27 protein-coding genes are annotated in these 25,723 nt (G+C 48.2%); 19 read left to right on the top strand and 8 right to left on the bottom strand.

Annotated features, from left to right (window positions below; genetic code table 11):
* The first annotated feature begins 152 nt into the window (after window positions 1-152).
* The 4 genes from DP091_RS09415 to DP091_RS09400 all read left to right on the top strand — a co-directional run bounded on the left by DP091_RS09415 (window position 153) and on the right by DP091_RS09400 (window position 3,489).
* Window positions 153-1,007 carry a manganese catalase family protein gene (locus DP091_RS09415; RefSeq protein WP_113058090.1) on the top strand — a complete coding sequence of 285 codons (855 nt, stop codon included), beginning with the start codon at window positions 153-155 and terminating at the stop codon, window positions 1,005-1,007.
* 183 nt (window positions 1,008-1,190) lie between these two features.
* Window positions 1,191-1,784 carry a DJ-1/PfpI family protein gene (locus DP091_RS09410; RefSeq protein ID WP_113058089.1) on the top strand — a complete coding sequence of 198 codons (594 nt, stop codon included), beginning with the start codon at window positions 1,191-1,193 and terminating at the stop codon, window positions 1,782-1,784.
* Between the two features lie 169 nt (window positions 1,785-1,953).
* Window positions 1,954-2,937, top strand: a complete 984-nt coding sequence (locus tag DP091_RS09405) for a phosphotransferase (protein WP_113058088.1) — start codon at window positions 1,954-1,956, stop codon at window positions 2,935-2,937.
* Window positions 2,938-2,952: 15 nt separating this feature from the next.
* On the top strand, window positions 2,953-3,489 hold the full coding sequence (locus tag DP091_RS09400; RefSeq protein WP_113058087.1) for a GNAT family N-acetyltransferase: 537 nt from the start codon (window positions 2,953-2,955) through the stop codon (window positions 3,487-3,489).
* 115 nt (window positions 3,490-3,604) lie between these two features.
* Here DP091_RS09400 and DP091_RS09395 read toward each other — a convergent pair whose 3' ends face one another.
* Window positions 3,605-4,051, bottom strand: coding sequence for an SgcJ/EcaC family oxidoreductase (locus DP091_RS09395; protein WP_113058086.1), 447 nt, complete (start codon window positions 4,049-4,051; stop codon window positions 3,605-3,607).
* Between the two features lie 249 nt (window positions 4,052-4,300).
* Between DP091_RS09395 and DP091_RS09390 the strand changes: the two genes are divergently transcribed.
* Together DP091_RS09390 and DP091_RS31565 are read left to right on the top strand one after the other, a co-directional pair.
* Complete coding sequence (locus DP091_RS09390; protein WP_258394455.1) at window positions 4,301-4,510, top strand: hypothetical protein; 210 nt, start codon at window positions 4,301-4,303, stop codon at window positions 4,508-4,510.
* A 135-nt stretch (window positions 4,511-4,645) separates the two neighbouring features.
* On the top strand, window positions 4,646-4,759 hold the full coding sequence (locus DP091_RS31565) for a sporulation protein YjcZ (protein ID WP_194542276.1): 114 nt from the start codon (window positions 4,646-4,648) through the stop codon (window positions 4,757-4,759).
* Window positions 4,760-4,828: 69 nt separating this feature from the next.
* Here DP091_RS31565 and DP091_RS09385 read toward each other — a convergent pair whose 3' ends face one another.
* Window positions 4,829-5,884 carry an anthranilate phosphoribosyltransferase gene (locus DP091_RS09385; protein ID WP_113058085.1) on the bottom strand — a complete coding sequence of 352 codons (1,056 nt, stop codon included), beginning with the start codon at window positions 5,882-5,884 and terminating at the stop codon, window positions 4,829-4,831.
* Complete coding sequence (locus DP091_RS09380; RefSeq protein ID WP_113058084.1) at window positions 5,881-6,504, bottom strand: ANTAR domain-containing response regulator; 624 nt, start codon at window positions 6,502-6,504, stop codon at window positions 5,881-5,883. Before DP091_RS09380 ends, DP091_RS09385 begins: the two co-directional genes overlap by 4 nt.
* Before the next feature lie 356 nt (window positions 6,505-6,860).
* Between DP091_RS09380 and nirB the strand changes: the two genes are divergently transcribed.
* From nirB to DP091_RS09350, 5 genes are all read left to right on the top strand, one after another.
* On the top strand, window positions 6,861-9,293 hold the full coding sequence (nirB, locus tag DP091_RS09370) for a nitrite reductase large subunit NirB (protein WP_113058082.1): 2,433 nt from the start codon (window positions 6,861-6,863) through the stop codon (window positions 9,291-9,293).
* 13 nt (window positions 9,294-9,306) lie between these two features.
* Window positions 9,307-9,627: a nitrite reductase small subunit NirD gene (gene nirD / locus DP091_RS09365; RefSeq protein WP_113058081.1), complete on the top strand. Its 321-nt coding sequence runs from the start codon at window positions 9,307-9,309 to the stop codon at window positions 9,625-9,627.
* An 81-nt stretch (window positions 9,628-9,708) separates the two neighbouring features.
* Window positions 9,709-10,584: a formate/nitrite transporter family protein gene (locus DP091_RS09360; RefSeq protein ID WP_113058080.1), complete on the top strand. Its 876-nt coding sequence runs from the start codon at window positions 9,709-9,711 to the stop codon at window positions 10,582-10,584.
* 8 nt (window positions 10,585-10,592) lie between these two features.
* A complete protein-coding gene (gene cobA, locus DP091_RS09355) occupies window positions 10,593-11,348 on the top strand; it encodes a uroporphyrinogen-III C-methyltransferase (RefSeq protein WP_258394454.1) in 756 nt (251 codons plus the stop codon).
* A 332-nt stretch (window positions 11,349-11,680) separates the two neighbouring features.
* Window positions 11,681-13,012, top strand: coding sequence for an MFS transporter (locus tag DP091_RS09350; RefSeq protein ID WP_113058078.1), 1,332 nt, complete (start codon window positions 11,681-11,683; stop codon window positions 13,010-13,012).
* Window positions 13,013-13,061: 49 nt separating this feature from the next.
* Here the strand turns inward: DP091_RS09350 and DP091_RS09345 are convergent, their stop codons facing one another.
* Window positions 13,062-13,979 carry an aldo/keto reductase gene (locus DP091_RS09345; RefSeq protein ID WP_113058077.1) on the bottom strand — a complete coding sequence of 306 codons (918 nt, stop codon included), beginning with the start codon at window positions 13,977-13,979 and terminating at the stop codon, window positions 13,062-13,064.
* Between the two features lie 249 nt (window positions 13,980-14,228).
* Here DP091_RS09345 and DP091_RS09340 point away from each other — a divergent pair, with 249 nt between their 5' ends.
* From DP091_RS09340 to DP091_RS09325, 4 genes are all read left to right on the top strand, one after another.
* Window positions 14,229-14,819 carry a TetR/AcrR family transcriptional regulator gene (locus tag DP091_RS09340; protein WP_146746993.1) on the top strand — a complete coding sequence of 197 codons (591 nt, stop codon included), beginning with the start codon at window positions 14,229-14,231 and terminating at the stop codon, window positions 14,817-14,819.
* 14 nt (window positions 14,820-14,833) lie between these two features.
* Complete coding sequence (locus DP091_RS09335; protein ID WP_113058075.1) at window positions 14,834-15,244, top strand: hypothetical protein; 411 nt, start codon at window positions 14,834-14,836, stop codon at window positions 15,242-15,244.
* A gap of 295 nt (window positions 15,245-15,539) precedes the next feature.
* Window positions 15,540-16,451, top strand: coding sequence for an NAD(P)/FAD-dependent oxidoreductase (locus DP091_RS09330; RefSeq protein WP_113058074.1), 912 nt, complete (start codon window positions 15,540-15,542; stop codon window positions 16,449-16,451).
* 239 nt (window positions 16,452-16,690) lie between these two features.
* On the top strand, window positions 16,691-18,427 hold the full coding sequence (locus DP091_RS09325) for an ABC transporter ATP-binding protein (RefSeq protein ID WP_113058139.1): 1,737 nt from the start codon (window positions 16,691-16,693) through the stop codon (window positions 18,425-18,427).
* 115 nt (window positions 18,428-18,542) lie between these two features.
* Here DP091_RS09325 and DP091_RS09320 read toward each other — a convergent pair whose 3' ends face one another.
* Both DP091_RS09320 and DP091_RS09315 read right to left on the bottom strand, forming a co-directional pair.
* Window positions 18,543-19,367, bottom strand: a complete 825-nt coding sequence (locus DP091_RS09320; protein WP_113058073.1) for a TerC family protein — start codon at window positions 19,365-19,367, stop codon at window positions 18,543-18,545.
* 278 nt (window positions 19,368-19,645) lie between these two features.
* Complete coding sequence (locus DP091_RS09315; RefSeq protein ID WP_113058072.1) at window positions 19,646-20,560, bottom strand: DMT family transporter; 915 nt, start codon at window positions 20,558-20,560, stop codon at window positions 19,646-19,648.
* A gap of 126 nt (window positions 20,561-20,686) precedes the next feature.
* Here DP091_RS09315 and DP091_RS09310 point away from each other — a divergent pair, with 126 nt between their 5' ends.
* The 3 genes from DP091_RS09310 to DP091_RS09300 all read left to right on the top strand — a co-directional run bounded on the left by DP091_RS09310 (window position 20,687) and on the right by DP091_RS09300 (window position 23,467).
* Window positions 20,687-21,556 carry a LysR family transcriptional regulator gene (locus tag DP091_RS09310; protein WP_113058071.1) on the top strand — a complete coding sequence of 290 codons (870 nt, stop codon included), beginning with the start codon at window positions 20,687-20,689 and terminating at the stop codon, window positions 21,554-21,556.
* Between the two features lie 158 nt (window positions 21,557-21,714).
* Window positions 21,715-22,308: an RNA polymerase sigma factor gene (locus tag DP091_RS09305; RefSeq protein WP_113058070.1), complete on the top strand. Its 594-nt coding sequence runs from the start codon at window positions 21,715-21,717 to the stop codon at window positions 22,306-22,308.
* Window positions 22,274-23,467: a DUF4179 domain-containing protein gene (locus DP091_RS09300; protein WP_113058069.1), complete on the top strand. Its 1,194-nt coding sequence runs from the start codon at window positions 22,274-22,276 to the stop codon at window positions 23,465-23,467. Before DP091_RS09305 ends, DP091_RS09300 begins: the two co-directional genes overlap by 35 nt.
* Before the next feature lie 66 nt (window positions 23,468-23,533).
* Here DP091_RS09300 and DP091_RS09295 read toward each other — a convergent pair whose 3' ends face one another.
* Window positions 23,534-24,154, bottom strand: coding sequence for a flavin reductase family protein (locus DP091_RS09295; RefSeq protein ID WP_113058068.1), 621 nt, complete (start codon window positions 24,152-24,154; stop codon window positions 23,534-23,536).
* A gap of 97 nt (window positions 24,155-24,251) precedes the next feature.
* Between DP091_RS09295 and DP091_RS09290 the strand changes: the two genes are divergently transcribed.
* Window positions 24,252-24,941: an ArsR/SmtB family transcription factor gene (locus tag DP091_RS09290; RefSeq protein WP_113058067.1), complete on the top strand. Its 690-nt coding sequence runs from the start codon at window positions 24,252-24,254 to the stop codon at window positions 24,939-24,941.
* A 123-nt stretch (window positions 24,942-25,064) separates the two neighbouring features.
* Here the strand turns inward: DP091_RS09290 and DP091_RS09285 are convergent, their stop codons facing one another.
* Window positions 25,065-25,604, bottom strand: a complete 540-nt coding sequence (locus DP091_RS09285) for an NADPH-dependent FMN reductase (protein WP_090911314.1) — start codon at window positions 25,602-25,604, stop codon at window positions 25,065-25,067.
* Between the last annotated feature and the right edge of the window lie 119 nt (window positions 25,605-25,723).

Below are 25,723 nucleotides of genomic sequence, written 5' to 3'. Positions count from 1 at the left end.
ATTATGTGCAGGAGAGTACCTTTTAATTCTTTCGAGGTAGGGTACTAACAGGAATTTGCAGGAAATTATTGTCTAAAGTACGGATGCATGGAAAATACATCATAAACACAAACTGGATTCGTGACAATATTGAGGAAGCGGGAGGAAATTGCATGTATTTTTACAAAGAGGATCTGATCAATCTGATCGTTCCGGATAAACCCGATCCAGCAGCTGCAAAAGTGCTGCAGGAAACGTTAGGCGGCCGATTCGGCGAAATGCGGACGTTGATGCAGTTCTTTTTCCAAAGCAACAATTTCAGAGGGAACGCAACTCAATACCGTGACTTGATCCGTGGCGTTTTCTTGGAGGAGATAAGCCATGTCGAGTTGGTTCAACATACGATCAACCAGCTGCTGACCGGTGCGGGCGCAGAAGGGGCAGGTAATGCTGGAGCGGACGGTGCTCCTCTGAACGAAGCGATTAAGCATGCGAATCCGCATCACTTCATTATGGGAGCCCAAAGTTCTTTGCCTGTTGATGCCGCAGGAAACCCATGGCAGGGGAATTACGTGTACGATCACGGAAATTTGGTTAGCAATTTACTTGATAATGTCGTGCTCGAATCAACGGGAGTGCTCCAAAAAACGAGAATCTACGAGATGAGCACAAACAAAACCTTCCGCGAGACGTTGGCTTTCCTGATTGTACGGGATAACGCGCATCAAAATGCGTTTGCCAAAGCGCTGGAGACGCTGGGCGTTGAATGGGGCAAAATATTTCCCGTTCCGAATTATGACATCCATAAATATCCGGAGTGTCAAAAATACGTAGATATGGGCTTCCATAACGCACAGTTCAACTTCAGGCTGGATGAGACGCGAATCGGCGAAATCTTTAGCGGTCAAACCCCAAGCAGAAATGGGGGGGGACTGCAAGTGGCTCAACCTCCAGAGGGGTTCCCGTTACCTGTGATGCCTGAGCTGGCCAACGAACATGCACCTGGGTTATACGATTTAAATCAGTAATTCATCTGTGTGGATATGCAGGCTATTGAACCAAAAGAGGCAGTTACCGGACTGCTTCTTTTGGTTGTTTTTATTTGTTTTTTGTTGAATTTAGAGATAAGTATCGTTAAGATAGAACACAATCCGAAAGATGGGGATATCTTTAAGATCGTATATAGTGAGAAGGATGGGGGAGGATGGCTTATGAAAAAAGTGCTTTTGTTGTTGGCGGATGGGTTTGAAGCTGTGGAAGCGAGTGTATTTACGGATGTTCTGGGGTGGAACAATCTGGAGGGAGACGGGACAACCCAGGTTGTGACTGCGGGACTGCATGACAGATTGAAATGCACGTGGAATTTTACCGTCATTCCTGAGGTCACGCTGGACTCGGTGAAGGTGGAGGATTACGATGCACTGGCGATTCCTGGCGGGTTCGAGGAAGCGGGCTTTTATAACGATGGATATGACTCCAGATTCTCCAAGATCATTCGGGAATTTCATGAGCAGGGCAAGTGGATTGCCACGATCTGCGTTGCAGCTCTTACGCTTGGCAAAGCCGGTGTGCTGGAGGGACGAAGAGCCACGACGTATGATCACCCGACCAGCATCAGAAAATCGCAGCTGCGGGAATTCGGTGCCCATGTCGTGGACGAACAGGTTGTTGTGGATGGAAACCTGATCACCTCATGCAACCCGGCAACGGCTTTTGATGTGGCATTCACTTTACTGGAGAAGCTGACATCCTCGGAAAATACCCTGCATGTGAAAGAGCTCATGGGATTTACAAGAAAATCATAATTAATTAAATGAATTTCAAGCAGTAAGCCTGCCCGGATGAAGACAGAGCTTATTGCTTTTTTTGTGATGAAGACGCACCGCGGATTATATAAAAAATAATTATAATCATACAGCCTATATGGAAGCGGTGGCTGAGGATGATACCCTTGAGTGCAAGGAGGGATTTCGTATGAGTTTATTTCCTGTCAGCTACTCGCTTCTGTCCAAGCAAGCGGTAGGGTTACATATCCAACACCATTATGATATCGGCAACGTTGTGAAAATTCAGTATTTTCTGCGGGGCATGAACGATACGTATGAAGTGGAAACGGACGTTGATAAGTATATATTTCGTATCTACAGGGCTGATCGAAGAAGCCGGTCTGATATCGAGTTTGAATTGGAATTGCTGCAGTTTCTCGGTGCGAACGGGATCAGCGTGTCAGAGCCGATTCCGGGAAAAGACGGCGTATACCTTAGAGGGTTTAACGTCATGGAGGGAACTCGGTACGGAGTTCTATTTCAATATGCCGAAGGGCACGAAAGGCCGATTCACGCCATTGCGGACAGTTATCGATTCGGCGAATCCATTGGCCATATGCATAAGGCGGCGGATCATTTTGAATGTGTTCATGCAAGGGAACAGCTGAATATGGAGTTTCTTATTGATCGACCTTTATCCATCATCAGACCCTATATGGAGCATCGGTTGATGGATTACAACTACCTAGGTGAATGGGCAGCGGAACTAAAGAAACGAATCTCGGAACTCGAGATTAGAGGTTTAGATTGGGGCGTATGCCACGGAGATCTGCATGGCAACACGAATGCCGCATTTGTGAAGGATGGAGAGCTGACCCATTACGATTTTGATTTATGCGGTTACGGCTGGAGAGCTTACGATCTTGCCGAGTTCAGACTGGCCAGGGAGATACATAGCGGGCATGACCCGAAGGAAGTGGAAGGATTATGGGACGCCTTTTTGAGAGGATATGGCAGTGTCAGATCCCTCGGCGAAAATGATCTAGCCGCTGTCCCTGTTTTTGTTGCCATTCGGCAGCTTTGGCTCTTTGGATTATGTTTTCAAGATTCGGAGTTTGCAGGCATTGCCGACTATGATGAAGGTTTTATAGATCGCAAAATGCAGTATTTCAAGAGTTTGGGTTATGTCTAGAACGGAGGAGAACATATGAAAGTTACCGTGGAGTTAACCGATTCTTCCACCAAATTTATCATTAATAATATATATCCGCTGTATTTGCATGATTTATCAGGGATATGGGGATGGAAGCCGAATCGATATGGCGTCTATGAGGAAGATGACACAAAAACCTTGAATGACCAGAATCAAGTTTTTGATATATGGTGGGAGAAGCCAACGATTTTGTATCCTTACCTGATTCGAGTGGATGGCATCCCGGCAGGATTTGCTCTGGTAGCAACCCCGCCATATACATATGGCAGTGAATTTTACATGAATGAGTTTTTTGTTATGAAGCCCTTTCGAGGCAAACATGTTGCGGAGAATGCTGCATCACAAGTGTTCCGCAAGCATGCCGGCAGCTGGGAAGTCCAGACGAATGCCACGGATCGCAATACGCGAGCGCAGGCATTCTGGAGAAAGACGATGAGCAACTATGTTTCGGACTCACGCGTGCAGGAATTTTTGGCTGCGAGGGACGACAATGAGAAGTTGATCTTTCAGTTTGACTCAAAGCGGACATAGCCGTTTAAGCCGATATTTAAAAATAGATGATGCCCAGGTCCCCAATCCTATGATCGGGAATCTGGGTTTTAATATGGGAAATGTTGTTTAAGCTGCGTGGCTGATAGATTCAATCTTATTGTGATTGTCCTTTACGGTGCGACTGGATTAAAGTATTCTGACCCGCAGCAAGTTGCCAAGTGTCTTGATCCTTGACCATCACATAGATTGCAAGGCTTCCTTGTCCGTCTTCGATGAGTTCCCCCCTCGATGTAGCCGGATACTGTCGTATATGCGCGATGGCCACATCCTGGCGTATGAATACAAGTTTCTCAACGAAATACTTTGCGTATGAATGAAGAAGCGGCCCTTTTAAAACAACTTTATGTGCGTTATTTATTTGCTCCCAGCCTGAGAGCATCTCCCCCATAACATTGACCCAAGTGGAGTCTTGGGTAAAGTGACGGTCCAAGGCATCGGCATCATGTTGATTAAATGCCGATTCCATATCGGCAATCGTTTGTCTAATGAAGCGACCTTCCTGCTCCTCTAATACCTTGTGATTATCCTGGATGTTGGACATTGCGAATAACCTCCTTTTATTTGTACTGCATTATGGGCGGATACCTCTTCGGCCTTATCCATTGATTTCTGTGATTTCATCTTAGATGATAAGATATATAATTAAAAATATATTTTATGGCAGGAGCATATGCCTTCAAGTATATAAGCGAGAAGTGGGATCATCCAGACGTTCGAAGACCTCGTTACCGATAAAAGAAAAGATCGACATTACATCAAAACGATTCATACTTGAGGTATGGGTTGTCCAATGGGCGGAACGCCTGTGCCGCAGAAGAAACCGAACGAGATGAAGGAAACCATCGTCATTAATGGAGTAGAATGTGTCTACACAGCCGATTCCAAGGGAAGGGATCACCTGGATTGGGTGGATGAAGAGCAGCAGATCCGGTACAGCATTTGGGCGGAGAGCGCAAAATCGGATGTGCTGAACTATGCCAAGAAAATGATTGCGAAATAAGTTATTACCTTTAAGAATCCATATTCATTTTGACTCAACGCCAGTCTGTTTTTATTTTATTTCTCTATAGTCTAAGCTCTTTGAAATATCGAGCATAGGATGTTGTGTTCGGAAAAGTAAAGGAGGGTTAGAACAATGGGTGAAGTTGGTGGATATGGCGGTGGATATGGTTCCGTTGGAGCAGTACTGGTACTCTTCATTCTCTTGGTCATCATCGTTTCTGCATTCGGATTTGGATTTGGAGTTTAATAGGTATTAATGAATGAAACCCGCACCCCTTGCCCGGTGCGGGTTTCTTCTGTTTTAATGCGAAACCTGTCATACGATTGGTGAGGTCCAACCATCATGTGGGACAGGCTCTACAAGCAAGGACAACCATTTGTCGTATAACTCCCACGGTTTACCCGAATCCAGCAGTGCCTTGCAAGTATAGATCCCTTCCTCGACGGATCTGACCTTATCCGCCAAGTGTAAGCGAACAGCTCCATTCAGCAAAACCTGGTACATAAAAGCGATATCCCCCTTACCCTGCAGAACCTCTGCGGTAACGTTAGCTTGTTCGGACGGGGTCCAGCTTATGTCCGGAACGGGCGTATCAAGTCCGTACGTTTCCGGATCGATGATATGGAGGCTGGCTTCACCGTTCTCAACCCGGTAAGTCCGCGTGGGCCGGTGAATGAACAGTTCATCGGAGCCTTCACTTCCCTGAATGATGATCGCTTTCCGATAACCGAGCTTTAGGATCAGTCGGCTTAAACGGTCAAAGACCGTGTTATGGTATACGCCGAAAGTTAGGAAAGGGGAATGGGCGTAATCCACAAACTTTTCGGCCGTGTTGAGCACGGTCCGCATACCGAGCTCCTCCCGGATCGGGCGAAGATTGTTAAGCGGGGGACACCATTCCTCAGCATGTACATATAATACGCCGGATTGATGGGCTGCGCGGATGCATGATTCTTTTGCCAGTAACGATTCGGATATCCCCTTCGCCGCGAGTATATCCGATAATGTGATCCCCCACTTCGGGGGCAGTGATGCGGTTCCATGCAGAGTGACAGGCAGATCAGCAGCAGCCAGTACAAACGCGGTGGCTAACGTAGAGAAAAAAGAGGACTTTCTGCCATCATAAGGTCCTGCACAGTCTACACCCTCATGTACAAACGAACGGTCCGCATATTCACGGCAAACCTGCACGAATGCCTCCAATTCTTCCACACTTTCCATTTTGATGCGTTCCGCAATGAAAAAGGCTCCGATCTGAGCAGGGGTTGCCTGCAATCCGAGAATCGATTCTGCAGCCTGCAGCGCTTCCTCGTAAGTTAGGTCACGCGCGCCCCGCTTGCCGCGGCCGACTTCTTTTAGTAAGTGGATCATGATTTTTTTGCACCTCCTGAACCGGTCTCCTGCAGCAATTGATACAACTTGACGATCGAGGTTGCGACATCCACCATTCTTTTTCTTTCATTCATCGCCTGTTTGCGCAGGACATCGTATGCTTCGGATTCCGAAATGTTTTTCATCTTGCATAGAATGCCTTTGGCCATATCAATCCATTTACGCTCTTCAATGCGAGCAAGGAGCTGCGTTCTTTCGTTATGCCACTGCTCTCGTTCGTAAAAATGCTTGGAGCTAAAATGCAGCGTCCAATGCAGCTCATGCTCCTTCATGGCGGGAAATAAAAGTCCATCAATGATAACATCATCCTCACATGCTTCGAGAGATTGCGAAGCGGCATGATCGCTGCACCACCACAGAACCGGAACGCGCTTTTGTTGTTCAAGGGTGCTGGACCACGACTTGATTGCGGCAACCGGGAGATGGAGAACCGTTCCATCTGCTTCCATGATTCCAGCCAGCGCTTGCTTCTCACTTCGGGCAAGGAGGACCTTGTATCCATAAGAACGAAGGATAAACTCCGGAAGAAGCGCCCTGGCATCTGTGTCACTTCGCTCTGAAGCAGGGACCGGATGGTGGATAACCAGCAATGAACGCATGGATTGACGCTCCTTTCATAAATGATATCCGTCAGATATAAGCTGTCAGTAAAAATAGATATTATGTTAAATTATATAACATATATCACAAGTGGATGTCGATATTTAATTAATTTTCTTCATCCAATGTCAAATATGTTGACAGATGGCGCGGGGGTATTGTATATTTCCCTCAAGAACTTTAAAATGTCCCGGATACAACGGTGTATCCCATTAGCGGCAAAGAAGCCTGCTTTCGTTCCCGGTAAGAGTGTGCCTACTCTACTGGAGCGAATGCAGGCTATTTTGGTCTCTTTAAGGCTTCTGATGAATCAACAAGTTTATTCTAAGGTGTTAGACGGAGGGGAGCGCAAACCATGACAAAAAAGAAGTTAGTAATGATCGGGAATGGTATGGCAGGGGTACGGGCAGTCGAGCATTTGATTAAGCTTACGCCGGAGGCATATGAAATCACGATATTCGGATCTGAGCCGCATCCGAATTACAACCGGATTATGCTGTCTTCCGTTCTTGCAGGCGGAGCCGACATGCAGGAAATTATAATCAACGATTGGGATTGGTACAAAGAGAATAACATCCATCTATATACCGGCCACACCGTAACCCGGATCGATACCAAGAAACGTAAAGTGTACTCCGATCAAGGAGCTGCGGCCGAATATGATTCATTGATCATCGCAACGGGTTCGAATCCGTTTATGCTTCCTCTGCCTGGCGCGGACAAGGAGGGAGTTATCGCCTTTCGGGATATTAAGGATTGCGAGATTATGGTGGAGACTTCCAAAAAATATAAGAAAGCCGTGGTCATCGGCGGAGGATTGCTTGGTCTTGAAGCAGCAAGAGGGCTGCTCCATCTCGGGATGGATGTTTCGGTGGTTCATCTTAGTCCCTATATCATGGAACGTCAATTAGATGAGACCGCAGCGAAAATGCTGCAGCTGGAATTGGAAGCCCAAGGCATGAAGTTCCTGCTTAGTAAAAATTCAGAGGCCATTGTGGGCCGAAAGCGGGTCAAGGAGCTCCGTTTCACGGATGGGACGCGTGTTGAAACAGATCTGGTTGTCATGGCTGTCGGGATCAAGCCCAACGTCATGCTGGCACAATCCGCGGGAATTGAGGTCAACCGTGGAATTATCGTGAACGACTATATGGAGACGAGCATCCCGGGGATCTACGCGGTCGGTGAATGCGCCGAGCATCGTGGGATTGCGTATGGGCTTGTCGCTCCGCTCTACGAGCAGGGAGCCGTGCTTGCCAAGCATCTGGCAGGTGTGGAGACAAGTGGTTATGCCGGCTCCGTACTTTCTACCAAATTGAAGATTTCCGGTGTAGATGTATTCTCGGCAGGTCATTTTGCAGACCCGGAAGGATCCAGGTCCATGCGGTACCAGGACGAAGTTGAAGGTGTATATAAAAAAATTGTCATCCGCGATGACCAGCTCATCGGAGCTGTTATGTTCGGCGATACGGGGGATGGGCCAAAGCTGTTCTCGCTCATGAAAAGCGGCGAATCCATCAAGGGCCGGGAGAAGGAGCTTCTGTTAGGCTTCACGGGCAACGCCGGTGCCGTATCGACGGAGCAGCGGCTGGCTCAGCTAGCGGATGATGAGATCATTTGCGGCTGTAACGGTGTGTCGAAAGAAACGATAAAAGATGCCATTCTCACGAAGAATTGCAACACCGTTGCTTCCGTTAAAGCTTGTACAAAAGCATCGGGATCCTGCGGCGGCTGCAAACCTCTTGTTGAGGGACTGGTTCAGTTATACGCCGGAGATGCAGCAGGGGAACCCGTAAAAGAAGGGATATGCGGGTGTACTTCCCTAGGACGGGATGAAATTATCGCAGAAATTACCCGTCTTGGGCTTGGAACCGTCAAAGAAGTGATGAATGTGCTGGGATGGGAAAATCCGGAGGGATGTTCCAAATGCCGGCCATCGTTGAACTACTATCTGGGCATGCTGTTTCCGGAATCCTACGTGGATGAGAAGGAATCCCGCTTCACGAACGAGCGTTATCACGCCAACATTCAGAAGGATGGCACGTATTCCGTCGTTCCCAGAATATATGGCGGGGTGACGTCGCCGTCGGAGCTAAAGAAAATCGCGGAGATTGCGGAAAAATTCGATGTGCCGATGGTTAAGATTACAGGTGGACAGCGGATCGACCTGCTTGGCGTTAAGAAGGAGGACCTGCCGAAGATGTGGGAGGAGCTCGATATGCCTTCCGGGTATGCTTACGGTAAAGCTCTCCGTACGGTTAAAACTTGCGTGGGGTCCACGTTTTGCCGATTCGGCACCCAGGATTCCATAGGCATGGGCGTACGCTTGGAGAAAGAGTTTGAGCGGCTGAGCACCCCAGCGAAAGTGAAACTTGCGGTTTCCGGATGTCCTAGAAATTGCGCAGAAGCGACCATCAAGGATTTTGGAGTCGTAGCGATTGATGGTGGATGGGAACTGCACGTCGGCGGCAATGGAGGCGTTCATGTTCGGGCTACGGAGTTATTGTGCATCGTGAAGACGGAAGATGAGGTGCTCGAATGGGCTGGGGCATTTATCCAATACTATCGGGAAAACGCGCAGTGGAATGAGCGAACATCGGTTTGGATCGAGCGAGTAGGCTTGGACCATGTGAAAAAAGCATTAGAGAAGAAGGAGGACCGCGTCGCGCTCTTCTCTAGAATAAAGCTGGCTTTAAGCAAGCAGAAGGATCCGTGGAAGGAAATTACGTCGGACAGCGGGCTTCGTAAAAACTTCGTGCCTTTGACTGATGCTGAACCAGTGACGAAATAGGGGGAATCCAGTGATGACGAAACTTCATGTAGGATATGTAAACGAAATTGATCATAAGGGCTCAAGGACCATTGAAGTCGGCGGAACGGAAATCGCGCTGTTCCGTTTATCGGATGGGGATATTCTGGCTGTGGAGAACAAGTGCCCGCACAAAGGAGGAAAGCTTTCGGAGGGAATGGTGTGCGGGAAGCAGGTGCACTGTCCGCTGCATGATTGGAAGATCGATCTATGCAGCGGGCAGGTTCAAGACCCGGATACGGGTCATGTTAACACCTACCAGGTTGAAGTTGATCCGGTAAGCGGCGCGATTTACCTGCAGGATCGTACGGCTTGACGCGAACCAGTTACCGAATGGCTGTAATTTCAGAGGCGTTTCATAAGGTGAGTGATTGATTCATTAAAGGGGGTGCACGAAATGGATTATGTGAAACCGAATCAGGTAATGGATGACATGATCGAGGCCGGAGCCGCGAAAGCCCGGCTGAAGACTTCGCAGATGCTCATCCGCGGCATGTTATCGGGCGCCATCCTGGCGTGCGCCACCACGCTGGCTTTTTCCGCTTCGGACCAAACGAATATACCGATGGTAGGCGCGCTCCTGTTTCCGGTTGGCCTTGTGATGATTGTACTGCTGGGCTTAGAGCTGGTGACTGGAAGCTTCGCACTCTTGCCATTAGCCGTCCTGCAAAAGAAGGCTTCAGGTGCCTCTATGCTTGCGAATTACGGATGGGTGATTCTCGGACATGTGATAGGCTGTCTGATATATGGGGGGCTCTATACACTGACCGCGACCAGGATGGGGACGGATATGAGTCATCCGCTTGTTCAGATGGTCATCGACACCAGTGAAACAAAGACGCTCGGCTATAAGGCACTGGGCGTGAGCGGCATGCTGCTGGTGGTGATCAAGGCTATGCTCTGCAACTGGATGGTGACGCTAGGCGTTGTCATGGCGTTTACGTCAAGCTCAACGATAGGGAAAATCGTTGCGATGTGGCTGCCCATCCTGGTCTTTTTCGGTCAAGGATTCGAGCATGCCGTGGTAAATATGTTTGTGATACCGGCGGGCATGATGCTGGGGGCGGATGTCAGCATGGCCGATTGGTGGCTCTGGAACCAAATCCCCGTATTAATAGGTAATTTTATTGGTGGAGCGGTATTTACCGGGGCGATGTTGTACTTATCTCATTTCGGACTCGGAAAGCGCAGCGAGGTTAAACCGATTGGTAAGGTTCATCATGGACTCAGGGTTATGGAGGCGACCGCGGTTTCGGTCGAGAAAAGACGATGAGGGCGGGCATGGTGTATATTGTGGGGGCGGGTCCGGGAGATCCGGAGCTGATCACGCTGAAAGCCCTGCGGCGTATTCAGGAAGCGGACGTCATTATGTACGATCGACTGGTGAACGATGAGCTGTTGAGTTACGCGAAGAAGGATGCTTTGCTCGTATACTGCGGTAAGGCACCCGGCAGCCATTCCGTTCCACAGGAGAGGATTAACGAGAACATGATTGACTTTGCCCTTGCAGGTCATGACGTCGTCCGGCTCAAGGGAGGTGATCCGCTGATCTTCGGACGAGGCGGCGAAGAGGCTTGCGAATTGGCTGCACGAGGCATTCCCTTCGAGATCGTGCCCGGCATTACCTCGGCTTTGGGCGCAGCCTCCTCCACTAGGATACCTCTGACCCACCGCGGAGCCAGCACTTCGGTAGCTTTTGTCAGCGGAACGAGCTGTCATGGAAATGAGCGGGGCGTCAGGTGGGACTTGCTGACTCACAGTGTGGATACGCTTGTGGTATACATGGGCGTCAGCAGAATGAACGAAATCTGCAAGGAGATGCTCGCTCATGGCAAGCCGTCGTCGACTCCCGTAGCTATCGTTGAACAGGGGACTCGGGCAGAGGAGCGAACCATAATGGGAACGCTCGGAACCATCCACAAGATCGCTCTTCTTATGAACGTGAAGAATCCGGCGCTTCTGATCATTGGCGAAGTTGTGCGAGTGAGGGATCAGCTCCTGAAACTGGCTGCGGAGGCGGAGGAACGGACAGGATAACAGGAACGAAACGCAAATACGCTAACATTAGGAGTGAACCCTTATCCACATGAGGTTCACTTTTTTTGGTGTCAAACAGGTTTGCAGTACAGGGAAGGCATACACTTTATGAAAGCGGCATGCGTTTTACACGGTTCTAATTTGCAGGAAATGGGAAACGCTGTGCGGATTACAGACGGATTGATCTGGGCGGGGACGGAATGCAAATGGCGATTCGGTGCCCGAAATCTACGCGATTGGCAGACTCTATATAGACGGACAATTGAAATTTTCCTCTTACCGTAGAACGGTTTATGGTATTCTGTTTGGTAGCACATGAAAGGAGAATGTCCATGGCCCATGATCAGGATATTGCTGAAACCAACACGAAGCGGCAATCCCATATTCAATCTTACATCGATTCGCCCGACTTGCAGAACAAGCTGTATAAGAAGACCCTCATCGTTGTGATCCTCTCGCAAATATTCGGTGGGGCTGGTCTGGCCGCAGGATTGACGGTCGGTGCGCTTCTGGCACAGGATATGCTCAAGACGGACGGCTATGCAGGAATCCCTGTTGCGCTTATCACGGTCGGTTCCGCACTGGGTGCCTGGTATATTGGCCGGCTTACCCAGCGATATGGAAGGGGGCCGGGTTTGGCTGCCGGATTCCTGGCGGGTGGAATTGCCGCGATCGGAGTCATATCGGCCGCCGTTTATCACAATATTTATCTGTTATTCGCTTCGTTGTTGATATACGGTGCAGGTACCGCAACGAATATGCAAGCTCGTTATGCAGGTACGGATTTGGCAAAACCTTCGCAGCGCGCAGGAGCGGTCAGCATGGCGATGGTTTCCACCACCTTCGGTGCCGTTGCGGGTCCGAATCTGGTGGGGGTTATGGGGAATGTTGCCGAATCCTTCGGGATTCCTGCGTTGGCCGGACCGTTTATTTTGGCTTCCGTGGCTTTTATTCTGGCAGGCCTGATCCTGCTATTATTCCTGCGCCCGGATCCTTATGCGATAGCCCAAGCAATTGAGGAAGCGAAAACGAAAATTTCCGGTGATTCTTCCGCCGGCAAGTTGAACGGATCAGAACGAAACAAACGGGGGATCCTGGTTGGAGCCTGCGTGATGATATTGACTCAGGTGGTCATGGTCTCAATCATGACCATGACGCCCGTCCATATGAAACATCACGGACATGATCTAGGAGAGGTAGGTTTGGTGATTGGCATTCATATCGGAGCGATGTACCTGCCCTCGTTATTCACAGGTTTTCTCGTGGATAAAATCGGCCGTATCAGCATGTCAATCGCATCGGGCATCGTGCTCTTGAGCTCCGGGATTCTAGCCGCTGCGGCTCCCGCCGAATCCATGGCGCTGATCATAACGGCGCTGGCTCTGCTGGGGCTGGGCTGGAACCTTGGATTTATCAGCGGAACGGCGCTCATCATCGATGCAACCCATCCATCCGCCCGCGCCGGAACGCAGGGAACAGTGGATGTCTTGATTGCTTTGGCGGGAGCATCGGGCGGCGCTTTATCCGGTATGGTGGTTGCCAATACCAGTTATGGTACCCTTTCCATTGCAGGAGGTTTACTGTCACTAGTTATGATCCCTGTTTGTCTAAGCACGGTGAACAAGCGCAAACCATCATCATCTTCAAAAAACGCGCCAATATAATGAAAACAGCCTCCTATCGTAGACGATAGGAGGCTGTTTTGCAATGGCCTTAAGGAAGGATGTTGCCCGCCGCACGGTAAATGGCATACCATTCTTCGCGGGTGAGCGCTACATCGCCGGCTTTAATACAGTCTTGCAAACGACTGATATTCATTGTCCCGATGATCGGCTGCATGTGTGCAGGATGGCGAAGAAGCCATGCGATGGCAATCGTGGTGTTGGTTACGTTGTATTTTTCCGCAATCTCATCGATCTTCTGATTAAGCTCAGGGAACTTGTCGCTTCCAAGGAATACGCCTTCAAAGAAACCGTATTGGAAAGGAGACCAAGGCTGAATCGTAATATCGTGAAGTCGGCAGAAATCGAGTACGCTGCCGTCACGGTTAACCGCGGCGTCATTCTCCATATTGACGTTGATCCCGCTTTGAATCATGGTGGTGTTCGTGATGCTAAGCTGCAGCTGATTGGCCACGAGCGGCTGCTTCACAGCTTTTTTCAGCAGCTGGATTTGCATCGGATTCTGATTGGATACGCCGAAATGACGCACTTTACCGGAGCTTTCGAGTTTATCGAATGCCTCAGCCACCTCTTCAGGCTCAACCAGCGCATCCGGACGGTGCAGAAGGAGTACATCGAGATATTCGGTTTTGAGTCTTTTCAGGATGCCATCAACGGAATTCAAGATATGCTCTTTGGAAAAATCGAACATGCCCTGGCGAATCCCGCATTTGGATTGCAGAATGATCTTCTCGCGGATTTCTGCATTCATATGTATTGCATCGGCAAAAATTTCCTCGCAAGCTCCGCCGCCGTATATGTCGGCATGGTCGAAGAAGTTAGCGCCCTCCTCCAGTGCGGATAATACGAAACGCTCGGCTTCCGCTTTTTCCAGCGAATTTATACGCATGCAACCCACGGCTACAACCGGTACTTCTAGTGAACTGTTTCCAAGCTTCATCGTTTTCATGATTACGGTCCTCCAATTCAAAAATAGGTTGATTGTGCGTCCACCTCGCTGTAGTTGCAGGGGCAGCTGAGAACTTGTAGCGAAACTACATAGGTGAATAGGTCCATGCTGACAGTCTCTAGTTTATTGTGACATGCAGGTGGTAAGGTGTACAAGCTTAAATTTGACAAGAGAGCTGATATAAAATAAAATGACTTTTGAGTCAAAAATGACTATTCGGTCATTTTAGAGAAGGACAGGGTGAGTGAGTTGAATAAACGTGAAAAGAAATTTGAGGCGAGGAATGAGCTAATCCTTCAAGCAGCTGAGCGGCTAATTATGGACAGCGGTTATCATGCCTTAAAAATGAGTGACATCGCAGACACGTTAGAGATTGCGAAGGGTACATTGTATCTCCATTATAAATCCAAAGAGGAGCTTGTATTTGAGCTGATCAAACCTAAAATGACGGAATTTCGGGAGATCGTAGAATCGACAGTTAGCGAGGATTTTCATCCGGTTCAACAGGTGGAACGGATCATAGACGAAGCTTTATCCAGTTCGTTTTTTACATTCGTGTTGACGAGTTTCCCAGATATGGGGGCCATCTTTGCAGAGGCTAAAGCCAAAGAGCTCCAAAGTATTCAGGATAAAGTGATCGCCTGTTTTGAGCGGATCATTGAGCGAGGGAAGAGGGAGCGGGTGTTCACCGAAGATTTGCCGACGCATTTCTCTGCCTTGCAGCTTATGCAGGTCCTGGACCCCCTCGTTTACACCTTACTAGTCAGGGAAGATAGCATGACACATGCTGATTTTGTAAAGTATACAACGCTTCATTATTTGAACAGCATTCGAGCATAAGGAGTGAAATTGGAATGGAATGTAATCCGGCACATGACCAAACGCTGATGACAATCGAAACGGCGGAGCAATGGGTGGAGCGATCCAACCATAAAGACCTGGAAGGATTGATGGATCTCACCGCACCTCAAATCGAGATTATAGGTCCCCAAGGTTCCGGACTCATGAATAACGCGGACTTGGGTGAGTGGCTGGAACGAGCGAATCTGCAGCTGGCTACGATAAACCGTTACGCAAAGGATGAACGAATCGTACTGGAGCAGCACGGTACTTGGCTTCATGAGGATGGACATATCAAGGGAGAAGCGATCGTATTTACGGTATTTAGCGTTAAGGATCGCAAGGTGCATTCTTTGGCACGCTATGATGGGAAAGCGCAAGCGTTTCAAGTCAGCGGATTGAGCGAAGAAGATAAGGTCGACTGAGCAATTTGTGAAAGCTTGATAGAGAGGATATATACCATTGCAAATAAAAGCTCGCGGCAGCCGGGTAACGGGGCGATTTTCATCGTTAGAAAAACGTAAATTTTATATGTTCGTAAACCTAAATAACAATTTGAGTTGCAATATGGATTTCAGTTGTCTATAATAGACATCAAGAGTCTATAATAATATTTGTCCGTGGCAATCTTCCTTGAGGAAATGGTGAAAATCCACCAGAAGTAAGGACTTCTTGTTTTATTATTATGGACATTAAAGATCCAGAAGGGTGATGGTATACATGACGGAGCAATTGCATGATGTCCTTATTATTGGCGGAGGTCCGGCGGGCTTGAATGCTGCGCTGGTATTGGGAAGAGCGAGAAAAGATGTGGTGTTGATTGACGAAGGGAAGCCGCGAAATAAGGTTACCCGTGAGACTCATGGTTTTCTTACCCGAGACGGTGTCAGCCCATCGGAATTTCGCCGCATTGCAAGGGAACAGATTAGCGCGTATCCTTCTGTCCGTTTCGTAGAGGGGACGGCTGCCGCCGTTGCAGGCGTGGACGGTGATTTTCGGATCACAACGGGAGACGGGACGATCTACCGCAGTAAAAAGCTGCTCTTTGCCGTCGGCAAGAAAGATAGCCCATTGGATATTAACGGTTTGGCGGACGTATATGGCAGGAGTGCTTTCGTCTGTCCATATTGCGATGGATGGGAACTGAGGGATCAGCCGCTTGTTGTCATTGCCAAGGGTGCGGGGGCAGCGCACTTTGCAAAAGTCATTGCAGGTTGGAGTGATCGTTACACGATTTGCACGAACGGACCGGATGAACTGACGGATGAACAGCGCCAAGAGTTAAAGGAGCATGACATCCCCGTATTCACCACCCCGATTCATCGCATCGAATCGAACGAGGGCATGGTCCGGCAAGTTGTGCTGGAGGATGGAGAGATCATTCCTTGCACAGGCATCTTTTTCGCGCCGAAACTGGTCTCCGGCTCTGAATTGCCGGCCGCCATCGGATGTGACATCAATGAAGCCGGAAGTGTGGTCAATGACGCCTTCGGTAAAACGAACGTGCCTGGCGTCTACAGCGCCGGTGATGCAGCCACGGAAATGTACCAGGCCATTGCCGCCGCTTCGATGGGAGCCATGGCAGCGGCCGCCATCAATGGTGAGCTGCTTAACGAACGTTGGAATCGGTAAGCATGAATTTCCCGAAAGGCAAGCTTGGTTATGATCCATGCTTGCTTTTTTTTATGCCCTAAGGGGATTTTTTGAGTATAAATGATTCTTACACTCCGCGGTCGTGACGTTTTTGGATATGATGGAATCATCAAGTAAAAGGAAGGGTGTTTAGAATGAGAAAAACGATGGATGACATCATGAATCAAGTTTGGAGGGATATGAATACGTAACCCTCCGACATTATGGAGGAGATTGATTTGAATTCGCGAACCAAGAAATTTTTGTCCTATTATAAACCGTATCTAGGGTTGTTATTTGCAGACTTGGCATGCGCTTTCGTTGTCTCGGCTATTACGCTCATGCTTCCGCTGTGTATCCGGTATGTCACCATCAACGTGTTGGAAGGGAATTCCCCGAATCCACTGAACCAAATCTATTCGGTGGGTGCGATCATGCTGGCCATGGTCCTCATCCACACCTTCTGCGACATGTTCATCTCCTATAAAGGACATATGATGGGGGCTTACATGGAGAGTGACATGAGACGGGAGCTGTTTGACCATCTTCAGAAGCTGTCTTTTGGTTTCTACGATGAGAACAAAACAGGGCAGCTCATGACACGCACCACCAATGACATTCTGTCGCTAACCGAATTGTATCACCATGGACCCGAAGATATTGTCATATCCGTTCTGAAGTTTCTGGGTGCATTCATCATCTTAATGTATATTGACGTGAAACTTGCCCTGATCGTGTTTCTCTTTCTGCCGGTCATGGCCGTGTTTGCTTTTTATTTTAATAAGAAGATGAATGTGGCGCTGCGTGTTAGCAAGGACCGAATTGGGGATATCAACGCCCAAGTGGAGGATTCTCTGTCGGGTATCCGCGTGGTGAAATCATTTACGAACGAACACGTAGAGAGGGAAAAGTTCGCCTACGCTAACGGGCGATTCGTTGACAGCAGAAGGGAGGGGTATAAAAGTGAAACCTACTTCCACGAAGGGGTGGTTGGGTTTACCCAACTCCTTACCATAGCGGTCATTGTGTTTGGCGGAGCTGCAATCGTCGATGCCTCGCTGGAACTGGCGGATTTGCTGACTTTTTTCTTGTGTATTGGCATTCTGATCGAACCGATCCAGAGACTGGTTAATTTCGCCAGACTGTATCAGGAGGGGATTACGGGATTCGACCGGTTCATGGACATTCTGGAGGTAGAGCCGGATATCGAGGATTCCATCGATGCTGCGGCGATCACGCAGGTTCAGGGGAATATCACATTTCAGGACGTCAGCTTCAGATATAAAGAAAACTACGAATATGTGCTGAAACAGGTGTCGCTGGACATCAAGCCTGGCGAGTATGTGGCACTGGTTGGTCCCTCCGGCGTCGGCAAGACGACGTTGTGTTCGTTGATTCCGCGTTTCTATGAAGTAAGCGAAGGACGCATTATGCTGGATGGACGCGATATCCGGGATATCACGCAGCACTCGTTAAGAAGGCATATTGGGATTGTTCAGCAGGATGTATATTTGTTTGCGGGAACCGTCTTCGATAACATCCGGTATGGCAAAATGGAGGCCGGCGAGGAGGAAATCATCGAAGCTGCGAAAAGAGCGAATGCCCATGATTTCATCATGGCACTGCCGGACGGTTATGATACGGACATCGGGCAGCGCGGCGTCAAGCTGTCCGGAGGACAGAAGCAGCGGCTCAGCATTGCACGTGTGTTCCTGAAGAATCCGCCGATCCTTATATTTGATGAAGCGACCAGCTCCCTGGATAATGAAAGCGAAAGAGCCGTCCAGGATTCGCTGGAACGGTTGAGCAGCAATCGCACAACACTTGTCATCGCTCATCGCCTGACAACGGTACGGAATGCGCAGCGAATCGTCGTGTTGTCCGAGAATGGAATTGAGGAGCAGGGAGCGCATGATGAATTAATTGCCCGTCAAGGCGCGTATGCGAATTTATACAATATGCAATTAACCATATAAGAGGAAAGGCGATTTGCGAACGGTTTATGCACCGTCAGCAAACCGCCTTTTCCTATTGTTGGATCGATCTATTGATCTGTTAGTTACGTGTCCTGTTTCAATCGAAAAACGGAAATTAACCTTGAAGCGTTTTTCCAGGCTGTTGGTCTTCCACTTCCTTGATTGCATTGTCCTCGTCTTGGACTTTCCCCTTCGAAGAACTAAACCATCCGATAACGGCAATCAGCACAAGAACAATATAGAAGGAGGACTTCCAGATCGAGCTCTCAGGGAAGTGATGGTCGATAAGGGCAACATCGGGATGCGCAAGGGTGATGACGGCAAGTTTGACCCCTACCCAACCGACAATGAGGAATGCCGCCACTTCAAGTCCGGGGCGCTGCTGCAGCAGCTTCACGAAGTAGGATGCCGCAAAACGCATGATAATCAGACCAATGAATCCTCCCAGGAAGATGACGATGAATTGACCTCCGTCCAGGCCGCCGATGTTCGCCAGACCGCTTGGAGGCAGTGCTACAGCCAGTGCTACGGCTGCAAGTATCGAGTCTACCGCAAACGCGATGTCTGCAACTTCGACTTTGAAGACGGTCATCCAGAAGCCGGATTGCTTCTTGGGTTTATCCGGTAGAGGCTGGGCGTCTTCCGTCGGTTTCTTGCCTTTGATCACGTGTTTCAATGTGTGATTGATCGAAATGTAGAGAAGATAGAGTGCGCCAATGGCTTGCACCTGCCATACGTCAACCAGGAACGAGATTAAGAACAGGGATCCGATGCGGAATACAAACGCTCCGAGCAATCCGTAAAATAAAGCCTTTTTACGCTGCTCCTCGGGTAAATGCTTCACCATAATGGCAAGCACCAGCGCGTTATCAGCTGCGAGCAACCCTTCCAGTGCGATGAGTACCAACAGTACCCACGCATACTCCAATAAAAGCTCCATACCAATTCCTCCCAATTATTTAATTGAAGGCACAAAAGAAAAGGACCTCCACCGGCAGGTGAAGGCCCCTTATAATCAAAAAGAGACCTTCACCACAGAGTGTGGTAAAGGTCTCGCAAACAACGTATCGTTGCCAACAAAGCCGGGGAACTTTCCCGGAATGACGACTTTGTTGTGTCAGCTACTCCCCTTTAATCACGTTCCTGCATAACTGATATCGTTATCAGTTAAGCCGTGATTTAAAGATATAAATTTTTGAGGGATTAGTCAAGCTTTTTTTACTTGAACTCAGCAGAATACGACTCCATCGGAACGGGGCCATTCTTGATTGTAGAGCGTCTCCTCACGTTTACATCAACGCTCGATATAACAACGCTAAGAAACACTAGGGCAGCACCCAAATATTGATTGGAATTCAGGATCTCGCGAGCAAACCAGTATCCGACCAGCGCCGCGAATACAGGCTCCAGGGAAAATACAAGTCCCGTCCGGGCAGCCGTCGTATATTTTTGGGCAATCGTCTGAAAGATGAACCCGACCGCGGTGCACACCACGCTAAGAACAAGGACGGCAATCCACGAGTTGGTCGTGTTTGGCCATACTGGAGCTTCGAAGAGCAGAGACGAGATGAACGCATACAATCCGGTGAATCCAAGCTGCAGGATGCCAAGGCTAAGCGTATCGACCTTCTGTGCGGCAGTGCTTACCATATTGATATGAAGCGCATAACATAATGCGGCCGCGATGCAGAACAGATCACCGATCTTAAATGTAAAAGGAAGCTGGATGGTTAACAGAGCGATGCCCGTTAAGGCCAGCAAAATACTGACAACCACTCTGTTCTCTATTTTTTTCTTAAATAGAAACGTATGTAATAAGGGGACAAACACCACCGTTAGACTGACCAAAAATCCGGCATTGGATGTTGTCGTGGTCTTCAGACCGAAGGTAAGCGCCGAGAACATGATAAATAATATAAAGCCTAGGAGCATGGCGTATCGAATCGTCTTTACGTTAACCTGGCGCAAGCGGGGGAGAAAAATCACGCCTGCAAGTATAAAGGCCAATCCAAAGCGTAGGGCTATCAAATTAAACTCTCCTAGCGAATCCAGTCCCATTTTCATAAAAAGATAGGACGAGCCCCAACACATGGTGATGAACAAAATCATAAGATCGGCCTTCAGTGGTTTCAAGTTCCATTTCCTCCTTCAAGTGATTGAACAGAATCAGTATACTCACGTACAATAGACAAGTAAAACGAATGTTTCTAATAATAAACATGAGTAAAATTCATGTATAAGTGAGCAGGAGGAATTCCATTGAGTATAAATAAATTCAAAGTTCTATTAAAGGTCGTCGAGCTTGGAAGCTTGACCCAAGCCGCCGAAGTGATGGGATTTACGCAGTCCGGTGTCAGCCATATGATCAGCAGCCTTGAAGACGAGTTTGGTTTCTCGCTGCTGATCCGGAACCGTTCAGGAGCGAAGCTGACAACCAATGGCGAAGAGATTCTGAAGACGATACGGGAAATATTGAAGTGGAACGAACATTTGGAACAGCAGGTGGCTTCCATTCATGGAATCGAGCTGGGAACCATTCACATCGGTACCTTCACCAGTGTCGGCGTTCACTGGCTGCCGGGGATAATTCAGGATTTTCAGCGGGATTATCCCCATATCGAAATTCGTTTGGTCGAAGGAGATTACCGGGAAATCGAGGATTGGATCGCGGAGGGCAAGATCGATTGCGGGTTCCTGTCACTTCCGACGTCGGATACATTCGATGCGATTCCCCTGCATCAAGACCCGATGCTTGTATTACTGCCCATGGAACATCCGCTTAGTTCTGAGGACTCTATTACATTGTCCCAGATAGAGAATGAACCGTTTATTATGCCAAGCAAAGGTTCCGATTATGATGTGAATAGGATGCTCGAGAAGGCACGAATGAAGCCGGATATCAGATATACACTTGGTGATGATTATGCCATTATGGCCATGGTGGAGAAGGGCCTCGGTATCAGCATTCTTCCTGAACTTGTGCTGCGGGGGCAGCTGCGGAAAATACGGCTGATCGAATTGAAGGAGAAGAGCTTTAGATCGCTCGGCATTGCCGTAAATTCCATGCGGGAGATATCTCCCGCTACGAAGCGATTCTTGGATTATGTTAAGAATTACCCCAAGCTGTAGCTCTATAGGCGAAGCTGAATGTGACTCCTACCCGACATCCAAACTCTATCACACGGCAGGAGCTTCGTTCCTGATCATTCTCTACATAAAATAATGGGTGTCACAAAACCGCTTGTTGGGATTGTTATATAGGTAAACAAAGAAGGAGGTGAGCTCGCTTGCAGCCAACCATCCCCGGGGAAGCGGAAGGAAAAAGAGAAGCCATTGAAGCGGTTGTAGAACAAGTCAAATCAGGAGATAAACACGCATACCAAGCGATCATCCTCCAGTTTGAGCGGCAGATGTACACGTACTGCTACTATATTCTGAAAAATCATACGGAGACTGAAGATGCGGTACAAGAAATTTTTATTCGTGCCTATGAACATCTTCATCAGTACAAGAGACAAGTGTCTTTCTCCGCCTGGTTGTATAAAATGGCCTATCATCATTTGATCAATATCAAAAAGAAGCAGAGCCGTTTTCTTAACCTGATCGAGCATTGCAAGGAACAGCAGCCGGTTACGCAAATATCTCAGCACGAGCCGGTTGTGGACGAGCTATTAACCTACCTGACAGCGGAAGAACGCCATATATTGCTGCTGAAGGCGGTTGAACAGTATACCTTTGAGGAAATCAGCGACATTATGGGACTCAAGTCGGCAACGATCCGAAAGAAGTATGAACGGTTACGACGTAAACTGATGGACCGAATAAGCACAAAAGGAGAGGTAGCACGTGGGACAATCGCCAAAACAAACGGAATTCGCTGAAATGAATGCATTAGAAGACATGATTCGAGAATCGTCTTTACCGAAGAATAGCTTGAGCTATCAAATTATGAACAGGATTGGAGAACGTGAAATGACAAGAGCATCATCCAAACGGAAACCGAGTGGTTTAAAAAGAACGATACTCGTTGCATCCGCGGCTGCAGTGTTGGGAGGAACCGTGATCGGGTCAGGATTTGTATCGCCGGTGATGGCGGCAAACCTGAAGCAAATCCCAGTGATCGGCGTGCTATTCAAAGGAACCAGCGAAGAAGCAGTTCATACCGCTATAAAGCAAGGGATTCTATCCGAACCTAACTTGAGCGTGACTCACGATGGTGTGACTTTAAAGATAGCTAACCTTCTATATGATGGAACCCGACTGTCCTTTGTACTGGAACGCGAGGGAGTGGATTTGCCGAGTACAGCTTCTCCGTATTTAGGTGAAAATGAAACAATAATTGGTAATCCCGACAGCGAATTTATCAAGTCGAGGAAAGTTGCCAAGGAAGACCAGGTGAAAGGATATATCGAAAGACCGCGAATCCTGGTAGATGGACGCGATGTGGAGTTTGGAGAAGGGGGGTTCGGAGACTATCCCCCACAGGACAATGCCTATATGGTTGAGCTTACCAAGGACTTGAAATTGCCTGATCAGTTCGAGCTGACCATTCAGGCCAACGTAACTCAAGTGAATGAAACCTTCGAATTCAAGGTCCCCGTGAATGTCGCTAATAAATCGGTTGTCGTGAAGCCAAACGATGCTACGAAATCGGATGGACAATTCAGTTATTCCGTCAAGCGATTGGATATTTCACCTGTATCGACCCGTCTGGTTCTGGACAGTCAAGGTCCGGTTCCAGCTTCACCAGAGCAATCCGGCGATTACAGCGCGAGCATGGTCTATTATGAGCTTGTGGATGATCAAGGAAATGTGCTGACTCCTCGGAAGTTTGATTACTTTAACAGCAAGCCCAAGACCGAATATCATATTGATCAATTGTTCAGTCCTGTAAACGGAACTCCGAAGTCCATTACGATTAAGCCGTTTACCCTGACCGTTAACAACAAGGATTGGAGCGTAGTTGGTCATGGAAAGAACAGCCAAGGGGATAAAACATATCTGAAGGAACTGGAAATGACCATTCCGATTAAGCCATAATAAGTGTAAGTACAGAAGAGGCTCGCATATGCTGCGGGCCTCTCTCTCATTCTTCATCATTCTGGCTTATGACTCGGCCCGGAATGTCTTGCCTAACGGGGTGCCAAGTCCATAATAATGCCGGAAATTATATATGATCGGGCTCCATTTGGCGGGATCAATGTGATGCTCATTCCACATGATGTTTCGATGGGCGTGTACATGGATCGCCTGTGTTTCGACAATGGCAAACATGGGAGAATAGTCAGGCATCCGAATGTTTTTCACTGCGGCCTCGATTTGAATGGGGCACTCCATGATGCGAGTAGGCTTCACCGTGACAGATTCAGCAGGAGTTAAACCGCTTATCGCGTATTTATCTTTTTCATATGTAAAACCGTTCTTTGCCTTACCATCAGGAACCGGATATTTTCCTGTATGAGGGGCTAATTGTTCAACATTTTCCCATAAGGAAGGGTCAGGAAGGTTGATGACACATTCCGGATGCCTTTCCAAGTTCTCTATCGCCTTACCCCCGAGTCCAATTCCTAAAATAATGTAATCTCCGAGCGCCCATGAAGAGGATATGGGACTAATATTTACGGTATCGTCTTCATTTAGCGTATTGAGTAAAATTACCGGGGTTCCATAGTACAGAATTTTCGGTTTAATGATGTCCGAGTTGATCATGCCTTTCATTTCCTTCATAAAATGTTCCTCCCATTAACTGTTCTATCCCAAATCATTGTAAAATAGAAAAGGTTCGATGCTCATCGAAATATGGATTACATCAGGAGGGATCGAGATGAATGCGAATTCGAACATAGCACAAGTAGCCTCACTCGTTAGCGATGCTTCTAGAGCGGCTATTCTAACCGTCTTATTGGATGGGCGATATCATCCGGCAAGCGAGCTGGCGTACATGGCAAACATCAAACCGCAAACGGCAAGCTTCCATTTATCGAAAATGGTGGCGGCGAATCTGGTCACCGTTGAGCAGCAGGGAAGACATCGTTATTATGGGATACAGAATCAGGAGGTTGCCCAGATCATGGAGACACTTCTATCGATATCGCCTCCTGTCGAAATAAGATCATTAAACCAAGCTGTGGAGAATGAAGCCTTACGTCAGGCAAGGACATGCTACGATCATCTTGCGGGGAAATTGGGAATCCAATTGACGAATTCACTGCTCAGCGCAGGAGTCCTTTCCGAAGAGGGAGATCAATTTACGGTTACAGAAAAAGGAGAGGACTTTTTCAAGGCATTTCAGGTCGATCTGAGTCGTGTTAAGCGCAAACGCCGCTCTTTCACACATCGATGCCTGGATTGGAGCGAAAGACGCCATCACCTGGCCGGGGCATTGGGCCATGCCCTGCTAGAAAGGTTGCTCGAGTTGCATTGGATACAACGCGTTCCAAGCACAAGAGCCATAAAAATTACGCCCGAAGGGAAGAAGGGATTGCAGGAAGTATTCCATATTGACGTGGAATAGAATCGGGCTTGCGTATTGGACTGATGATGAAGATCGACGATGCAGATATATTTATGGATGCAGAAAAAAAAGACTGCCCACTCCCCATCGGATGATGAAGAAAGGCAGTCCCTGAATCCAAGATTAACGCAGTGTTTTCAAAGCTCCGCTCCATGCAAGCACTTGGTCAAGCATGCCATTCAGGTTGACGAGATGCAGATCAGCCGGTTTGAATACAGAGCCATTCTCGAAATCAGTGAATAACGAAAGTGCCGGGTGTACACGAACATCCGCTACGGACAATTCGCCCAGAATTCCACGCAGATGTTCGGCAGCACGAGCGCCGCCAACCGAACCATAACTCACGATGCCTGCTGCTTTGTTGTTCCATGGCTCACGAGCAAAATCGAGTGCATTTTTCAAAGAGCCAGAAATACTGTGGTTGTATTCTTGTACGATGAATACAAAGCCATCAAGACTGTTCAGCTTATTGTTCCAAGCGGTAGCTTGCTCTGTAGCATCAGCCTCGCCCAAAAGCGGCAGCTTGTAATCAGCGATATCAACGATTTCGTAGTTTGCATCTCCGCGTTCATCAGCGATACGTTTAACCCATTCACCGACTTGCGGGCTTAAACGGCCTTGACGTGTGCTGCCTAGAATGATACCGATATTCAATTTGGACATTGCTGTTACCTCCTGATTATTTGAAATTTATTTTTACCGTGATGTGTTTGTTATTTTGCATGAGCTAATCATAATCTCAGGGGGTTAACTTTGTCAAGTAGCTTACAAAAAGTTTGTGT

This window comes from Paenibacillus sp. MDMC362, assembly GCF_003269305.1.
Taxonomy (GTDB): domain Bacteria; phylum Bacillota; class Bacilli; order Paenibacillales; family Paenibacillaceae; genus Paenibacillus_AQ.
Note: the sequence above shows the minus strand (reverse complement) of the source record. Positions and strands in the feature narration are given on the sequence as shown.

Bases quoted from the DNA above. Each gene is read 5' to 3' on its own strand.
- DP091_RS09415 (WP_113058090.1), top strand. From the start codon at position 153: ATGTATTTTTACAAAGAGGATCTGATCAATCTGATCGTTCCGGATAAA.
- DP091_RS09410 (WP_113058089.1), top strand. From the start codon at position 1,191: ATGAAAAAAGTGCTTTTGTTGTTGGCGGATGGGTTTGAAGCTGTGGAA.
- DP091_RS09405 (WP_113058088.1), top strand. From the start codon at position 1,954: ATGAGTTTATTTCCTGTCAGCTACTCGCTTCTGTCCAAGCAAGCGGTA.
- DP091_RS09400 (WP_113058087.1), top strand. From the start codon at position 2,953: ATGAAAGTTACCGTGGAGTTAACCGATTCTTCCACCAAATTTATCATT.
- DP091_RS09395 (WP_113058086.1), bottom strand. From the start codon at position 4,051: ATGTCCAACATCCAGGATAATCACAAGGTATTAGAGGAGCAGGAAGGT.
- DP091_RS09390 (WP_258394455.1), top strand. From the start codon at position 4,301: ATGGGCGGAACGCCTGTGCCGCAGAAGAAACCGAACGAGATGAAGGAA.
- DP091_RS31565 (WP_194542276.1), top strand. From the start codon at position 4,646: ATGGGTGAAGTTGGTGGATATGGCGGTGGATATGGTTCCGTTGGAGCA.
- DP091_RS09385 (WP_113058085.1), bottom strand. From the start codon at position 5,884: ATGATCCACTTACTAAAAGAAGTCGGCCGCGGCAAGCGGGGCGCGCGT.
- DP091_RS09380 (WP_113058084.1), bottom strand. From the start codon at position 6,504: ATGCGTTCATTGCTGGTTATCCACCATCCGGTCCCTGCTTCAGAGCGA.
- nirB (WP_113058082.1), top strand. From the start codon at position 6,861: ATGACAAAAAAGAAGTTAGTAATGATCGGGAATGGTATGGCAGGGGTA.
- nirD (WP_113058081.1), top strand. From the start codon at position 9,307: ATGACGAAACTTCATGTAGGATATGTAAACGAAATTGATCATAAGGGC.
- DP091_RS09360 (WP_113058080.1), top strand. From the start codon at position 9,709: ATGGATTATGTGAAACCGAATCAGGTAATGGATGACATGATCGAGGCC.
- cobA (WP_258394454.1), top strand. From the start codon at position 10,593: ATGGTGTATATTGTGGGGGCGGGTCCGGGAGATCCGGAGCTGATCACG.
- DP091_RS09350 (WP_113058078.1), top strand. From the start codon at position 11,681: ATGGCCCATGATCAGGATATTGCTGAAACCAACACGAAGCGGCAATCC.
- DP091_RS09345 (WP_113058077.1), bottom strand. From the start codon at position 13,979: ATGAAAACGATGAAGCTTGGAAACAGTTCACTAGAAGTACCGGTTGTA.
- DP091_RS09335 (WP_113058075.1), top strand. From the start codon at position 14,834: ATGGAATGTAATCCGGCACATGACCAAACGCTGATGACAATCGAAACG.
- DP091_RS09330 (WP_113058074.1), top strand. From the start codon at position 15,540: ATGACGGAGCAATTGCATGATGTCCTTATTATTGGCGGAGGTCCGGCG.
- DP091_RS09320 (WP_113058073.1), bottom strand. From the start codon at position 19,367: ATGGAGCTTTTATTGGAGTATGCGTGGGTACTGTTGGTACTCATCGCA.
- DP091_RS09295 (WP_113058068.1), bottom strand. From the start codon at position 24,154: ATGAAGGAAATGAAAGGCATGATCAACTCGGACATCATTAAACCGAAA.
- DP091_RS09290 (WP_113058067.1), top strand. From the start codon at position 24,252: ATGAATGCGAATTCGAACATAGCACAAGTAGCCTCACTCGTTAGCGAT.
- DP091_RS09285 (WP_090911314.1), bottom strand. From the start codon at position 25,604: ATGTCCAAATTGAATATCGGTATCATTCTAGGCAGCACACGTCAAGGC.